Origin of the sequence: Pseudomonas sp. NPDC089752, assembly GCF_044748725.1 — a bacterium.
Classification (GTDB): Bacteria; Pseudomonadota; Gammaproteobacteria; order Pseudomonadales; family Pseudomonadaceae; genus Aquipseudomonas.
Genome location: NZ_JBIVGP010000003.1, coordinates 120,902 through 135,613 on the forward strand (window position 1 = coordinate 120,902; position 14,712 = coordinate 135,613).

Sequence of the window (14,712 nt, forward strand, 5' to 3'; positions counted from 1 at the left end):
GCGGTGGATGGCACCGGCTTCGCCGGTGTTCGCGGGCAAGCCCGCTCCCACAACGATCGGGAAAGGCCAAAAATCATGGCAGCACCTGCTGCACGGCATCGAGCATCACCTGCGGCGAGGCCAACTGCATCTCGCCGCTGTCGATATGCACCGCCACCTGCACGGTGCTGGCGCGGGTCATGCGTTCGCCGGTTTCGGCGTCGCTGATCAGGTAGTGGATCTTCAGGCGGTTTTCCCACTCCACCAGGCTGGCGCGCACGGTCAGGCGCTGGCCGAAGGTGGCGCCGCGGATGTAGCGCAGCTGCAGGTCGATCACCGGCCACGCATAGCCGCTGGCCTGCATCTGCAGGTAATTGTGCGCCAGGCGGTCGAGCAGGGCACAGCGGGCCACCTCCAGGTACTTCACGTAATGGCCGTGCCAGACGATGTGCATGCTGTCGACGTCGAAGAAGGGCACGACGATCTCGCTGTCGACATGGAACACCCCGGGGTTACGCATGCAGCCTCCAGTGGCGCTGGGCGATGCGCTGCAGGCAGTGGCGCAGGTCGCGTTCCAGGGCGCGGTCCTCGATGACCGGGGCGAAGTCTTGCAGCAGGGCTTCGTGCATGTGCGCCAGGGCCGGCGGCAGCGGCCTTGCGTCGGCCTGGCGGCTGCGCAGCCAGACACCCTGGTTGGCGGCCAGCAATGAGGCGGCGGCCACCTGCTCGGTCAGCTCCAGCACGCGCAAGGCATCGCGCGCGGCGATGGTGCCCATGCTCACCTTGTCCTGGTTGTGGCACTCGGTGGAGCGCGAGAACACGCTGGCCGGCATGGTCTGCTTGAGGGCCTCGGCGGTCCAGGCGCTGGCGCCGATCTGCACGGCCTTGAAGCCGTGGTTGATCATCGCACGCTCGGCTTCGGCGCCGGACAGGTTGCTCGGCAGGCCATGGTTGTAGCGCACGTCCACCAGCAGCGCGAGCTGGCGGTCGAGCAGGTCGGCGACGTTGGCCACCAGGGTTTTCAGGCTGTCCATGGCAAACGCGATATGCCCGCCATAGAAGTGCCCGCCGTGCAGTACACGCTCGGCGTCGCCGTCGATGATCGGGTTGTCGTTGGCGCTGTTCAGCTCCGTCTCGATGAACCCGCGCAGCCACCCCAGGCTGTCGGCCAGCACGCCCAGCACATGCGGCGCGCAGCGCAGCGAGTAGCGGTCCTGCAGGCGGTGCAGTGGCGGCAGCGGCGCGTCGATGGCCAGGTCCTGGCGCAGCCAGGCTGCGACCTGGGTCTGGCCGGGGTGTGGCTTGGCGGCGAACAGGCGTTCGTCGAAGTGTTCCGGGTTGCCCTGCAGGCCGATCACGTTGAGCGCGGTGATGCGCGTAGCCAGCTGCAGCAAGTAATCGGCGCGGGCGAAGGCCAGGCAAGCCAGGCCGGTCATCACGGCGGTGCCGTTCATCAGCGCCAGGGCTTCTTTGGGACGCAGCACCAACGGTTGCCAGCCCAGTTCGCGGTGCACATCGGCACTGCTGCGGCGCTGGCCCTGGTACATCACCTCGCGCTCGCCGGACAGGGTCGCGGCCACATACGACAATGGCGTCAGGTCGCCACTGGCGCCCACCGAGCCTTCTTCGGGGATCAGCGGCAGGATGTCGTGGGCGAGGAAGTCGCGCAGGCGCTCCAGCAGTTCCAGGCGCACGCCCGATACGCCGTGGCTCAGCGAACGCAGGCGGGCGGCCAGCACCGCGCGGGTGGCGGGTGCGTCGAGCAGTTTGCCCAGGCCGCAGCCGTGGAAGGTGTACAGGTGCTGCGGCAAGGCCTCGACGTGCTCCAGCGGCACGGCCACCACGCAGGAGTCGCCATAGCCGGTGGTCACGCCGTAGATCACCCCTTCCTTGTCGAGCAGGGTGTCGAGAAAGCGCGCGCCGCGGGCGATGCGCTCGCGGTAGGCGGCGTCGTCTTGCAGCGCTACCTGCGCGCGGCGCTCGGCCAGGGCCAGGACATCTTCGATTGCCAGCGGCGATTCGCCGAAGGTGACAGGCTCATGCGGATGCATCGTCATCGGTCTTCCAGAAAGGGTAGAAATTGAACCACTGCAACGGCGCCTGGCTGCAGTAGTGCCCCAGGCGTGCGGCGTAACGTGTGGCCCACTCGGCGATCACCTGATCACGCTGCCCGCGCCGCCATTGCAGGCGCTCGGCAAAGGGTTCGAGGGTGACGTGGTAGCGGCCCTGGTGCTTGAGGCAGAAGAACAGGTTGAGCGGGCATTCGAGCATGCCGGCAAGCAGCCACGGGCCTTGTGGGAAGGCTGCCCGGTGGCCGAGGAAATCCACCTCGACGGTGCGTGCGCCATGCAGCGGCACCCGATCACCGGCGATTGCCAGCCACTCGCCGCGCTCCAGGCGCTCGGACAGTTGCAGCATCACCGCCGGGTCCAGCTCGCTGACCTGGATCAGCCGCAGGTGGGTGGCGCCGGCCTCGCCGAGCAGGCGGTTGAAACGCTCGGCATGGCGGGTGTGCACCAGCACGTTCATGGTCACCTGTTCGCCGATCTCGGCCAGGGCCCGGCACACTTCGAGGTTGCCCAGGTGCGCGCCAACCAGCATCTGGCCGCGGGCGCCGCGCAGTTGCTGGCGCAGATTGGCGGGGTCGTGGATCTCGATGTCTTCGATGCGTAGCTTGCCGTTCCACACATCCAGCTTGTCCAGCAGCGCCTCGGCGAAGGCCATGAACTGGCGGAACACCTGCCACTGGCTGGGCGCGGCGGCCTGCCCGGCGTTCCACTGGTGCAGCCGCTGCTGGTACTGCCAGGCGCTACGCCGGGCGCGGCGGCCGAACAGAAAGAAGTAGGCGACGATGATGTGGATCAGCGGGCTGAGCACGCGGCGCCCGAGCAGGCGCACCAGGGTCGCGGTCAGCTTCATCAGCCAGAAGCTGCCCCGCTCCTGGTGCTCGGCCCAGTGTTGCGGCTGCTCGCTCATGCCCGCCACCGGCGCCAGAGGATCAGCGGCGCGCGCAGCAGCATGCCGAAGAACAGCTTGGCGTGCATCTTCGAGATCAGCGCGTTGTCGTGGAACAGACGAAAGTGCGACAGGCCGTCCTGCGGGTAGTGCACGCGGGTCGGCAGCCAGCGCATCGGCTGGTTGCGCCAGGCCAGGCGCACGAGGATTTCCGGGTCGAAGTCCATGCGCTTGCCCAGCTGCACGCTGTCGATCATCGCCAGGGTCGCCGGCAATGGATACACGCGGAAACCGCACATGGAATCGGGTATCTGCAACGACAGGCTGTTGATCCACACCCACACGTGGGTCAGGTAGCGGGCATAAAGGCGGCCCTTGGGCACGCTGGCGTCGTACTGTGGATAACCGCACACCAGCGCCTGTGGATAAGCTTGCGACTGCGCGACGAAGCGGCCGACGTCAGCGAGGTCGTGCTGGCCGTCGGCGTCCACTTGCAGGGCATGGCTGAAACCGAGCCGTGCGGCTTCGCGCAGGCCGGCCATGACCGCGCCGCCCTTGCCCTGGTTGACCGCCAGGGTCACCAGGTACACGTCAGGCCGTTCGGCCAGTTGCCCAAGCACCTGGGCGCAGGGCGCATAGCTGGCGTCATCCACCAGCACGCAGGGGAGGCCGGCGCGCAGGAGGTCGGCGACCACGGCCGGCACTGCCTGCTCGTGGTTGTACACCGGGATCACCGCACAGGGCTTATGCACAGGCGGCCTCCAGCAGAATACGGCCACTGGAGCAGGGCCGCCCGGCGCAGGTGAAGGCGAAGTACAGCTTGCCGCGCTCGATGTCCAGGCGCAGGGTCAGTGCCAGTTCATCGCCTGGGCGCACCAGTTGCTGGAACTTGAGCACTTCCATGCCGCCGAAGCGGCGTTCGCGGTCCAGCAGTTCGCCGGCCAGGGCGATGGCCCAGTCGATCTGCACCACGCCGGGCAATACCGGGGTCTGCGGGAAATGCCCGGGGAAGCAGGCCAGGTCCAGCGGCACGGTCAGGCGCAGGTGCAGTTCATCACCTTCGCGGCGCTGTTCCAGTACTTCGGGCGCCAGGCTGCGAGGGGCCAGCAGCAGGGCCTGCAAGCTGGCCTGGGGCAGCTTGCCCTGGCTGTTCAGCGGCAACTGGCGCAGCAGCCGCCAGCGGCGTGGCAGGGCCAGTGCTTCGCAGTGGCTGGCCAGGTGCGTGCGCAGCCCTTCGACCAACGCCCGACGGCCCTGGTTGCGCAGCGCGTGCAGGCCGGCCGGGCTCGGCACCAGCAGCGCGCCAAGGAAGGCACGGCCTTCCTCGATCATGCCCAGGCGCGCCTCGGCGACCCACGGGTGGCTGCACAGGGCCTGTTCGAGCATGGGCAGGGAAATGCGTTTTTCTTCCAGCTTGACGATGCGGTCGAGGCGTCCGAGCAAGCGGAAGCGCCCGTCCTGGGCGAACTCGACGGCGTCGGCGCTCTGCTCGACATGGCCGGCCGGCAGGTAGCGGGAGGCGATGCGCAGCGCGCCTTGCGCGTCCTGGCTCAGCTGCACATCGGCGAACGGTCGCCACAGCTCTTCGCCCTGGCGCCAGGCGATGCCGCCGGTTTCCGAGCTGCCGAGGATTTCCGCCGGCCACTGGCCCAAGCGCTGGTGCAGGCGCTCGCCAGCCTCGGCCGGCAGTTCGCCGCCGGAAGAGAACACCATGCGCACCGTGCGCAGGGCCAGCCAGTCGAGGTTGTCGCCCATGCGCTTGAGCAGCGCCGGGCTGGCCACCCAGGCAAACGCCGGGTGTTCGCGGCTGGCACGTTGCAGGTCTTCGGGGAAGGGCAACTGGCGGCGCTCGAAGCCGCGCCCGGCGCACAGCGGCCAGAGCAGGCGGAACAGCAGCCCATAGATGTGCTGGGTGGCGACGCTGCCGATGATCCAGGCATCGCCCAGGGTGTTGCCCCAGAGTTGTTCGAGGGCGGTCACTTCGTTGGCCAGCTGGCGCAGTTGCTTGTCGATACGCTTGGGCTCGCCGCTGGAACCGGAGGTGCAGAGGCTGATGCGGCACTGCGCAAGGTCAAGGTCGGCGGGCTCCAGGGCGGTGCCCAGCAAAGCCTCCAGCGTGGCGTCGCCCGGTTGATCGCTGAGCCACAGGTCGACCTGGGCATGCCAGCGCTCGCGGGTGGCCGGTTGCAGGTCGGCGGGCAGCAGCACCTCGACTCCAGCTCGCCAGGCCCCCAGCAGCGCGGCCGCCAGATGCGCGGCGTCCTCCAGGTGCACGGCCAGGCGTTTGACGCCGCGCTGGCGCAGGCCACCGGCCAGTTGCAGGGCCTGCCGGCACAGCGTGGCGTGATCCAGGGCCGGTGCCTGGGTCACCTGGCGCGGCGCTTCCAGCGGGCGCAGCAGGTGTTCGAGGTTGATCCAGTTCATGAGCGTCCTCGCACACGTTGTCTTATCAGCCATTCGATGGCGAACAGCAGGCCCATCGCGGCATAGGCGATCACGCCGTTGTACAGGGTCCACCAGCTCAGTGGCGCCCACAGCGTGAGGCTGGCGGCGATCAGGCCGTTGCACAGAAAGAACAGGCTCCACACCTCGGTCACCCGGCGCGTGTAGCGCACGGCCCGGGGTGGCAGTTCAGGGTCGCGCAGGCGCGCCAGGCGCTCGGCCATGGGCATGCCGTGCAGCAGGGTGCCGCCGAACAGGGCGAGCATGAAGGTGCTGATCAGCACCGGGTACCAGCGCAGCAGTTGCTGGCTGTCGGACAGCCCCAGCACGGCACAGAACGCTAATGCCGCCAGCGCCATCCACAGGCTGCCCGGGCGGCGCGGCGCGCTCAGGGCGCGGGCCAGCCACAGGGCGCCGAGCAGCAGGCCGAATTGCCAGGGGGCGAAATGGGCCATGCCGAAATGCACTGCAAACGGATACAGCAGGCCGGCCAACAGCAGGCCGAGGCCGATCAGGCGTTTCATGCTGCCGGGTTGACCAGGCGGAACACGGCCTCGACCACGTCATTGACGGTACGCACCGACTTGAAGTCGTCGGCGGCGATCTTCTTGCCGGTCTGGCGCTTGATGTGGTCGATCAGGTCGACGGCGTCGATGCTGTCGATCTCCAGATCCTGGTACAGGTTGGATTCCAGGGAGATGCTGGCCGGCTCCAGTTCGAACAGTTCGACCAGGGCGTCGCGCAGGATGTTGAAGATGTCTTCGCGGGTTTGCATGGTACGGTCTCAGGCGGCCTGACGGGCGGTGACGAACGCCGCCAGGGTGGCGACGTTGCTGAAATGGTTGCGGGTGTCCTTGGCGTCGGCGTCGATCTTGAAGCCGTAGCGCTTCTGGATCGCCAGGCCGAGCTCCAGCGCGTCCACCGAATCCAGGCCCAGGCCTTCGCCGAACAGGGTCTGTTCATCGTCGATGTCCTGGACGCTGATGTCTTCCAGGCCCAGGGCGTCGATGATCAGCTGTTTGAGGTCACGGTTCAGGTCTTGCTGTGGCGCGCTCATCGGCGGCGAGCTCCTTGGTGAAGTAGTGGTGCAGGTGGTCGTTGAGCAGGCGCGATGCCTTGGGTGCGGGGCCCAGGGCAGCGAAGGCCTGCGGATCGATATCGGCGCCCACCTTGAGGGTAAAGTGCACGCGGCGGCTTGGAATGCGGTACCAGGGTTCGTTCTTGGTCAGGGTGGTGGGGCTGACCTGGATGGTCACCGGGGTGATGATCTTCGCACCGCGCAGGGCGATCGCGGCGGCGCCGCGATGAAAGGCCGGCGCATGGCCGGGCGCGGTGCGCGTGCCTTCGGGGAAGATCACCAGCGGCTGGCCCTGGCGCAGCGACTCGACGGCGGTGTCGAGCATGTCCATGCTGCCGTCGTTGCCGATGTACTGGGCCTCGCTGACCGGGCCGCGGGTGAACGGGTTGTCGAACAGGCTCTGCTTGACCACGCAGTTCGCCTGGCGCACCAGGCCGATGAGGAATACCACGTCAATCAGCGACGGGTGGTTGGCGATGATCATCTGCCCGGGGCGGCCGAGGCGCTCGGCGCCGTCGATCTGGTAAGTCAGCACGCCGGCGGCGTGCATGAAGCGCACGAACCGCCAGAACAGCCAGCTGATGGTGCGTCGCGCGCGCAGGCGATGGCGTTCGGCGCCGCCTGGCAGGCAGGCCAGCAAGGGGAACACCAGCAGGCGCAGGCACAAGCCACCCAGGCCAAACAGAAAGAAGCTCGCGGCGGTGGCCAGCAGACGCCAGTAGTAAGCGTCGCGTGGCCGGCTCACGGCTGTCGTTGCCAGTTCCATGTACGACGCTTCCAGGTGTGAGTGAAGGAATTGCAGCCAGTCAGCGTGGCCTTGAGCCAGCTGAGGGCGTGCGGCAATTCCACAGGGGATGTTGCCGACGCCTGTGCGGGCGTGAGTTGCCATTGCTGGCCGGGGGTCAGCAGCAGGCCCAGGGCATAGGCGAAAGGCACGTCATCGATCCAAGGGCTGTAGGCATCCGGGGGCAGCTCCTCGGTGACGATCAACAGCACGGCGGGTGCGCCTTCGGCGAGCAGCGCCGCTGCTTCCAGCACGCCTTGCTCGAACCCGTCGCCGGCAGCGGCCAGGGCGGTCATTTCGCTTGTCGAACCGCGCAGGATCGACCACAGGCCGATGACCGCGTTGTGCACCGACAGGCTGAACTGGGTCGGCGACAGCGGCTGGCGCGCGGCCAGCTCGCTGAGAATCGAAAAGGTCCGGGGCGTTTCACCGTGACGCGAAACGAACACCAGCGGCAGCTGCTCGTGGCCCTCGGCCAGTGGCCAACCCACGGCAAAGGCCATGCGCGCCAAGTGGCTGAGGCGACGGCGTTGCATGGCGGGCAGGAAGCTCACGTCGGGCGCGTCTGCATCGCTGCGCAGCGGCTGATGGCCATTTGCCCAAAATTGCCAGTCGGCGTGTGCCGAGAGGCCAGGGGCCCAGGCGCGCCATTGGCTGATTTCAAAGGTGATCACGGTGCTGTGTTTCCCGCCCTGAGGGACTTCCATGCCGAGGGAATGACTCGGCGTAACGACCTGGCAGGGTTGGCGCATTCATCGAGTGGCGCGCATTATCCCGGTGCCGGGGCCATGTATCAATGCATAGTGGTTCAATCAGACATTGCCTTCGTCTCGACATGGCATTCGCTGATCGTCGTGTACGCGTTTTCCGACAACCGGTCAGGGCAAGGTTGTCGGTCGGGGCGTTCCCAACTTGAGTGGAGAATGCTGGCCAATGCCGCGCGGGCGCCACATACTCGGGCATTCGTTGATACACGGAGGTCTCTCATGCGGCGCGTGGTGTTCAATCAGAAAGGCGGTGTGGGCAAGTCGAGCATCGCTTGCAACCTGGCGGCGGTGAGCGCCAGCGAAGGCTATAGGACGCTGTTGATCGACCTGGATGCCCAGGCCAACTCGACCCAGTACCTGACCGGCCTGACCGGCGAAGACATCCCCATGGGCATTGCCGATTTCTTCAAGCAGAGCCTGTCCAGCGGGCCGTTCAGCAAGAAGAACAAGGTCGATATCTACGAAACCCCGTTCGACAACCTGCACGTGGTGACTGCCACGTCGGAGCTGGCCGACCTTCAGCCCAAGCTCGAGGCCAAGCACAAGATCAACAAGCTGCGTAAGTTGCTCGATGAGTTGGACGAGGATTACGAGAGGATTTACATCGATACGCCGCCCGCCCTCAATTTCTACGCTGTTTCTGCGTTGATTGCGGCTGATCGGGTACTGATTCCTTTCGATTGCGATAGTTTTTCGCGCCAGGCGCTCTATGGGCTGCTGGCCGAAATCGATGAACTCAGGGATGACCACAACGAGGACCTGATGGTCGAAGGCATCGTAGTCAACCAGTTTCAGTCACGTGCCACTCTGCCGCAACAGATGCTCGATGAGTTGCTGGCTGAGGGGTTGCCGGTGCTGCCGGTGTATCTGAACAGCTCGGTGAAGATGCGCGAATCGCACCATGCCAGCCTGCCGCTGATTCATCTGGAGCCTCGGCACAAGCTGACGCAGCAGTTTGTGGAGTTGCATTCGTTGCTTGAAGAAAATGTATGACTGCGGTGCTCGCCGGGGCATTTTCTGAGCCTGTGAGACCGAGCGCCGCCCGCGCGGCGCATCGCGAGCAACGCTCGCTCCTACGTCTGTTTCAGGCCAGCAACTCCAGTGACAGACGCGCGCGACCGCCTTGTCTTTACGACTCGATATCGCGTCAAGCACCAAGGCGTTCGCGCGCAAATCCCACAGGCATAACTGGCCCGAAACAAACGTAGGAGCGAGCGTTGCTCGCGATGCGCCGCGCGGGCGGCGCTCGATCTCAAGAGCGACACCCCCCTCAAGACATGCACCCCCCCCTTGTCGTCCTCTAAACCCCCTGACCGCGCACCCACTCCAGCAACGACTGCAGTGGAAACGCCCCAGCCTGCCGGCTGACTTCGCGGCCATTCTTGAACAGAATCAGGCTCGGGATCGAACGAATCCCCAACTGCCCGGCCAGGTTGCGGTTGGTTTCGCTGTCGAGCTTGGCCAGGCGGCAGCGGCCGCTGAGCTGGCGGGCAGCCTGTTCGAAGGTGGGGGCAAAGGATTTGCACGGGCCGCACCAGTCGGCCCAGACGTCGATCAGCAGGGGCAGGTCGCCTTTGATCTGGCTGGCGTAGTTGCTTTCGCTGAGCTCGAACGGTCGGCTCAACAGCACGTCCTGTTTGCAGCGGCCGCATTTGGGAGCGTCGCTCAGGCGATCGGCTGGCAGCCGGTTGAGGCCGTTGCAGTGGGGGCAGGGGATCAGCAGTGGGTCGGACATGTCATTTCCTTACTGGATTGCACAGGCATTGTAGGAGCGGCTTCAGCCGCGAAAAAGACGACGCGGTGAATGGCACCGGCTTTGCCGGTGATCGCGGCTGAAGCCGCTCCCACGGGGATTGCGCAGGTGTTCAATCAGGATGAGCAGCTGATTTCCAGATGCTTGCCCCACTCCGGTGGCCGCTCGGCGTAAGCCTGCATGCCGGGTTGTTCCTCGAACGGCTTGCTCAGTACTTGATGCAACCGCCGTACCTCACTGTAGTCGCCGCCTTCCGCCGCCTCGATGGCCTTCTGCGCAAGATAGTTGCGCAGTACATACAGCGGATTGACCGCATGCATCCGTTCCCGGCGGCCATCGGCATTACCCGCTTCACGCTCACAGCGGGCCAGGTAGTCCGCGCCCCAGGCATCGAAGCCGGCCAGGTCGATGAAATCGTCGCGTACAACCTTCAGCGCCTCGGCCACCGGTTGCTCGCCCAGCCTGCGGAAGAACAGGGTGTAATCCACACCGCCGCGCTGCATGCGCTGCAGCAGGCGCTCGACCAGCGCCATGTCGTCGTCTTCAGCCGTGGTAAGCCCCAGCCGCCGGCGCATCAGGTCCAGGTAATGCGCCTGATACAGCGGCAGGAACAACCCCAGCGCTTCTTTCAGCGGCTCGACCTCGATCACCGTGGTCATGGCCTGGGCCAGCGCGCTGAGGTTCCAGTGCGCGATCGGCACCTGGTTGGCGTAGCTGTAGCGGCCACGATCATCGGAATGGTTGCAGATGAAATTGGCGTCGAAATCGTCGAGGAAGGCGAAGGGGCCGAAATCGAAGGTGATGCCCAGGATCGACATGTTGTCGGTGTTCATCACCCCGTGGCAGAAGCCATAGGCCTGCCAGCGCGCAATCAATTCGGCGTTGCGCTCGACGATGGTGCGGAACATCGCCAGGTACGGCTGCTCGGCGTCGCGGCATTCGGGGTAATGCTGCTCGAGCACGTGGTCGATCAATACCCGCTGCTGCTCGGGCTGCTTGGTGTAGTAGAAGTACTCGAAATGGCCGAAACGCACGTGGCTCTGTGCCAGGCGGGTGAGCATGGCGGCGCTTTCGCGGGTTTCGCGCCATACCGGGGTGCTTGAGCCGATCACGCACAGCGCCCGGCTGCTGGGGATGTCCAGGGCATGCAGGGCTTCGGAGGCGAGGAATTCGCGAATCGACGAGCGCAGCACCGCGCGGCCATCGCCCATGCGCGAGTAAGGCGTCTGGCCGGCGCCTTTGAGGTGCAGGTCCCAGTGCTCGCCCGCTTCGTTGAGCACTTCGGCCAGCAGCAGGCCGCGGCCATCGCCCAGGCGCGGGTTGTACGAGCCGAACTGATGGCCGGAATACACCATCGCCCGCGGGTCGGCTTCTTCCCAGAGCTTGTGGCCGCTGAACAGCTCGGCGAACACCGGCAGTTCGGCCTGGGCCGGGTCGAGGTCGAGCAAGGCCATGGCCGACTCGCTGGCTACCACCAGGCGCGGCTCTGCGATGGGCTCGGGCAGGACCTGGGTGGAGAACGCGTCGCCCAGGCGGGCGAAGCGGTTGTCGAAGGTGAGTTGGTCGAGGGCTTTCACGGGCTGCTCCTGGGGTTCAGCACAGAATAAAGCATTCGAGCCGCATCAGGCCGGCGCAGTGCCATCCGGTTTGGGTTGCTCCACGGGAATCAGCTGCTGCTTGCCGCCTTTGGTGTCCATCAAAAACACTTCTACCTGGCGCACCGAAATCTTGATGTTGTGCGCCTTGAACTCGCGGTTGATGTAGCGGTTGATCTCGTCCAGGGTCGGGTTGCGGTCGCCCAGGTCGCGCACGTGCATGCGCAATTCGTGGTCCAGCGAGCTTTCGCCGAAGTTGAGGAAGTACACCAGCGGTTCCGGGTCCTTGAGCACCCGCGGGTTCTCGTGGGCGCCCTTGAGCAGCAGGTCGCGCACCAGGTCCAGGTCGGAGCCGTAGTCGATGCCCAGCTTCAACGTCACCCGGGTGACCGTGTCGGTCAGCGACCAGTTGATCAGCTGGCCGGTGATGAAGGTCTTGTTGGGGACGATGATGTCCTTGCGGTCGAAGTCGGTGATGGTGGTGGCGCGGATGCGGATCTTGCTCACCGTGCCGGACAGGTTGCCGATGGTGATGGTGTCGCCGATGCGCACCGGGCGCTCGAAGAGGATCATGATGCCGGAAATGAAGTTGGCGAAGATCTCCTGCATGCCGAAGCCCAGGCCCACCGACAGCGCCGCCACCAGCCACTGCAGCTTGTCCCAGCTGACGCCCAGGGTCGACAGGGTGCTGACGATGCCGATGCCGACGATGGTGTACGACAGCAGCGTGGTGGTGGCATAGGCGCTGCCCTGGGCCAGGTTCAGCCGCGACAGCACCAGTACTTCCAGCAAACCTGGCAAGTTGCCGGCCAGGGCGAAGGTGATGCCGACGATCACCAGCGCGCCGAGCAGGTCGCCAAGGCTGATCGGCACCATGCTGGCGGCGGCGCCGGTGCCGCTGGTGTATTCGTACAGGGTGAAGTTGTTGAGGTAGGCGAACACCGAGATCAGGTCTGCCCACACCCAGTAGAGGCCGGCGATGAAGCCGCCGAGCAGGGCCAGGCGGATCAGGCGCAGCGACTGCTGGTTGACCTGCTCGATATCCAGGGTCGGCTCTTCGGTGATCACTTCGCCATCCAGCCCTTCCTTGGCCGCCGCCCGTTTGCTCAGGGCGCGCTGGTAGGCCAGGCGCCGCGCGGCCACCGACAGGCCACGGACGAACGCGGCCTCGATCACCAGCCAGAACATCAGCAGGTACAGGGTGTAGATGAGCCGGTCGGTGAGCTTGAGTGCGGTGTAGTAGTAGCCGAAGCACACCGCGACGAACAAGGCGATCGGCAAGGCGGTGAAGGCCACCCCGACGGCGCGGCGGAACAGCGAGGTATCACGGTGCGCCGGGCTGCTCGCCAACAGACGGCTGAGCAGCCAGGCCATCAGCGCATAGCAGGTGAGCACCACACCGATGCCCAGCACGTCGTCGGCCAGTGCCGAAGGCTGGTGCTCAGCGACCGCCACCACGCCGACCAACGCCAGCACCACGGTGCCCAGCCGGCGCACCCAGCCGCGCAGGAATTCGACCTGCGGCTTGTGCCAGCGGAAGTGGATTTCCGCCACGCCGCCGGGAGCGAGGATGCGGTAGGCGGTGTAGAACACCAGCCAGGCCTGCGCCAGTTGCCAGAGGGCGGCGCCCAGGTTGGCATTCTGCCCACGGGCGTCGATCTGCAGGGCGTAGCTGCACAGGGCCAGGCCCAGACTCACCGGCATCGCCAGGAGGATGTTGATCAGGATCGCCTGCGGCGTGTGCCACTGGCTGTCACGGCGGAAGTGGCCGATGTCCTGGTGCACCTTGCTCAGCCGCTGGTACAGGTATTTGCGCCGCCATAGCAACGCGCCGATCACCAGCAGCAACGGCAGGAACAGCAGCGGGCGCTGGCTCAGGCCGTCGGCCAGTTCCTTGATGCCGGAACCCCACGGCAGGTCGGCGACCTGCTTGGCGAAGCGCTCGGGTACATATTTCAACCAGTCCCAGTCCAGCGGCTTGTTGCTGGGGATCCAGAACATCTGCTCGTCGAGGGTGGTGCGCAGGCCCTGGGCGGTGCCGAGCAGCTGCTTCTGGTTGAGCTGCAGGGTGATCGATTCGTTGAGCAGCGCCGACAGCTCGCGGTTCAGGCGTTCGAGCAGGTCGCTGCGGGTTATGGCGACTTCCAGCAGGGCTTTGCGCAGGGCCGGAGTGACGTCTTCCTGCGGCTGGTTGGCCAGCAGCTTGTCGACGTAGGTCACTGGGCTGCTCATCTGCTCGCGCTGCTGGTTGATCTCGAACTGGTACAGGCGGATGTCAGCGATCTGATCGGCGAGGTCGCGGTCGAGCTTCAGGTGCGGCAGCGCCTGCTTCTGCTTGTAGAGGATCTTGGACAGCAGCAGGCTGCCCTTGAGCACGCTGATCTGCTCGTCCAGCGCCTGGTCGGCCTGGGTCAGGCTGTCGAGCTGCTGCTTGGTGCGCAGGTTCTGCTGGGTCAGTTCGTTGAGGCGGTCGGTGCTCTTGAGCAGGTAGTCGGAGAGTTTGAGGTTGGCCGCGCTTTCGCTGGCCAGCAGGCTGCTGCCACCGGCTTTCTGCGCCTCGATGGACTGCTGGGTGACGGTTTGCTGGGACTGGGCCAGGCGCTTTTCGTTGATCAGCGTCTGCAGGTCCTGGATTTCCTGCTCCAGGCGCGCGGCGCGCTCGATCAGCAGGTCATGGCGGGCATTGCCCAGGTCCTGCAGCAGGCCGTTGCCGGCCAGTTCCTGGCGGCGCAACAGGGTCACGGCGTTGAGCGAGGCCAGTTCGGCAGCGAGCTGGTTGCGCTGGTCGGCGTTGATCGACTTGCCGCCATCCTTGCCGCTCTTGAGGATGTTGTTGATCTGCTGGGTGCGGGTCTGGTTGTTGCTGATCTCGGCCTGGGCGCGCTCGGGGCGGGTCTGCGAGTTGATGATCAGGCTGTTGGCGTCCGACAGGGCTTTTTGCAGCTCGCCTTGCTGGGTGTTGCGCTCGCTGAGCATCTGCTCCAGCTGCGGTACGTTGAGTGTCGCGTAGCGCTGGGCCACCGGTTGCGGCTTGCTGTCCTTGAGCTTGGCCAGTTCCTTCTGGTTGTCGCTGGTTTCCTTCGGCGCGCTGGCCAGCTGCTGCTTGAGCGCGGCCAGCTTCTTTTCGCTGTCTTCCTTGTTGGCGAGCAGGCTCAGGGTCTGTTCGAGCACCTGCTGCAGGGCTTTCTGGTCAGCTTCGGGCAGTTTGCGTTCGGCGATCTTGTCGAGGCTGTGCTGGATGCTGGCAGTGGTTGGAGCCTCGGCCGCGGCAGCCGCGAACGAAAGGGACAGGCACAGCCCGAACAGGGCTGTGCGAAGGTACACGCGCAGGGACATAGGCAGACTACTGTAGCTCGGGC

Annotated in this window: 14 protein-coding genes; 1 reads left to right on the top strand and 13 read right to left on the bottom strand. The window is 65.8% G+C overall.

Features of this window, described 5'->3' with window-relative positions; translation table 11 throughout:
- Positions 1 to 73: 73 nt before the first annotated feature.
- The 10 genes from ACIPZF_RS05910 to ACIPZF_RS05955 are packed head-to-tail and all read right to left on the bottom strand — an operon-like array spanning position 74 to position 7,945.
- A complete protein-coding gene (locus ACIPZF_RS05910) occupies positions 74 to 499 on the bottom strand; it encodes an acyl-CoA thioesterase (protein WP_400796388.1) in 426 nt (141 codons plus the stop codon).
- On the bottom strand, positions 492 to 2,036 hold the full coding sequence (gene hutH, locus ACIPZF_RS05915) for a histidine ammonia-lyase (protein ID WP_400796391.1): 1,545 nt from the start codon (positions 2,034 to 2,036) through the stop codon (positions 492 to 494). Before hutH ends, ACIPZF_RS05910 begins: the two co-directional genes overlap by 8 nt.
- Complete coding sequence (locus ACIPZF_RS05920) at positions 2,017 to 2,955, bottom strand: glycosyl transferase (RefSeq protein ID WP_400796393.1); 939 nt, start codon at positions 2,953 to 2,955, stop codon at positions 2,017 to 2,019. Before ACIPZF_RS05920 ends, hutH begins: the two co-directional genes overlap by 20 nt.
- Positions 2,952 to 3,686: a glycosyltransferase family 2 protein gene (locus ACIPZF_RS05925; RefSeq protein WP_400796396.1), complete on the bottom strand. Its 735-nt coding sequence runs from the start codon at positions 3,684 to 3,686 to the stop codon at positions 2,952 to 2,954. Before ACIPZF_RS05925 ends, ACIPZF_RS05920 begins: the two co-directional genes overlap by 4 nt.
- On the bottom strand, positions 3,679 to 5,358 hold the full coding sequence (locus tag ACIPZF_RS05930; protein WP_400796398.1) for an AMP-binding protein: 1,680 nt from the start codon (positions 5,356 to 5,358) through the stop codon (positions 3,679 to 3,681). Before ACIPZF_RS05930 ends, ACIPZF_RS05925 begins: the two co-directional genes overlap by 8 nt.
- The gene (locus ACIPZF_RS05935) at positions 5,355 to 5,900 is read right to left on the bottom strand and encodes a hypothetical protein (RefSeq protein WP_400796401.1); all 546 of its coding nucleotides are present in this window, start codon (positions 5,898 to 5,900) and stop codon (positions 5,355 to 5,357) included. Before ACIPZF_RS05935 ends, ACIPZF_RS05930 begins: the two co-directional genes overlap by 4 nt.
- Positions 5,897 to 6,151 (bottom strand): acyl carrier protein, encoded by a 255-nt coding sequence (locus ACIPZF_RS05940; RefSeq protein ID WP_029612525.1) that lies wholly within the window; start codon positions 6,149 to 6,151, stop codon positions 5,897 to 5,899. Before ACIPZF_RS05940 ends, ACIPZF_RS05935 begins: the two co-directional genes overlap by 4 nt.
- Positions 6,152 to 6,160: 9 nt before the next feature.
- Positions 6,161 to 6,433, bottom strand: a complete 273-nt coding sequence (locus ACIPZF_RS05945) for a phosphopantetheine-binding protein (protein ID WP_400656949.1) — start codon at positions 6,431 to 6,433, stop codon at positions 6,161 to 6,163.
- The gene (locus ACIPZF_RS05950; protein WP_400796404.1) at positions 6,402 to 7,220 is read right to left on the bottom strand and encodes a lysophospholipid acyltransferase family protein; all 819 of its coding nucleotides are present in this window, start codon (positions 7,218 to 7,220) and stop codon (positions 6,402 to 6,404) included. The genes ACIPZF_RS05945 and ACIPZF_RS05950 overlap by 32 nt, the downstream gene beginning before the upstream one ends.
- The gene (locus ACIPZF_RS05955) at positions 7,196 to 7,945 is read right to left on the bottom strand and encodes a beta-ketoacyl synthase chain length factor (protein ID WP_400796407.1); all 750 of its coding nucleotides are present in this window, start codon (positions 7,943 to 7,945) and stop codon (positions 7,196 to 7,198) included. The genes ACIPZF_RS05950 and ACIPZF_RS05955 overlap by 25 nt, the downstream gene beginning before the upstream one ends.
- A 279-nt stretch (positions 7,946 to 8,224) precedes the next feature.
- On the opposite strand from ACIPZF_RS05955, the gene ACIPZF_RS05960 reads away from it, so the two are divergent.
- Entirely contained in the window at positions 8,225 to 8,998 is a 774-nt protein-coding gene (locus ACIPZF_RS05960) for a ParA family protein (RefSeq protein WP_400796410.1), read from the top strand.
- A gap of 307 nt (positions 8,999 to 9,305) precedes the next feature.
- Here the strand turns inward: ACIPZF_RS05960 and trxC are convergent, their stop codons facing one another.
- The 3 genes from trxC to mscK form a co-directional block, all read right to left on the bottom strand.
- Positions 9,306 to 9,740 (bottom strand): thioredoxin TrxC, encoded by a 435-nt coding sequence (gene trxC / locus ACIPZF_RS05965; protein ID WP_400796412.1) that lies wholly within the window; start codon positions 9,738 to 9,740, stop codon positions 9,306 to 9,308.
- 134 nt (positions 9,741 to 9,874) lie between these two features.
- On the bottom strand, positions 9,875 to 11,335 hold the full coding sequence (selO, locus tag ACIPZF_RS05970; RefSeq protein WP_400796415.1) for a protein adenylyltransferase SelO: 1,461 nt from the start codon (positions 11,333 to 11,335) through the stop codon (positions 9,875 to 9,877).
- 45 nt (positions 11,336 to 11,380) lie between these two features.
- Positions 11,381 to 14,689, bottom strand: a complete 3,309-nt coding sequence (mscK, locus tag ACIPZF_RS05975; RefSeq protein ID WP_400796418.1) for a mechanosensitive channel MscK — start codon at positions 14,687 to 14,689, stop codon at positions 11,381 to 11,383.
- Positions 14,690 to 14,712: the final 23 nt, after the last annotated feature.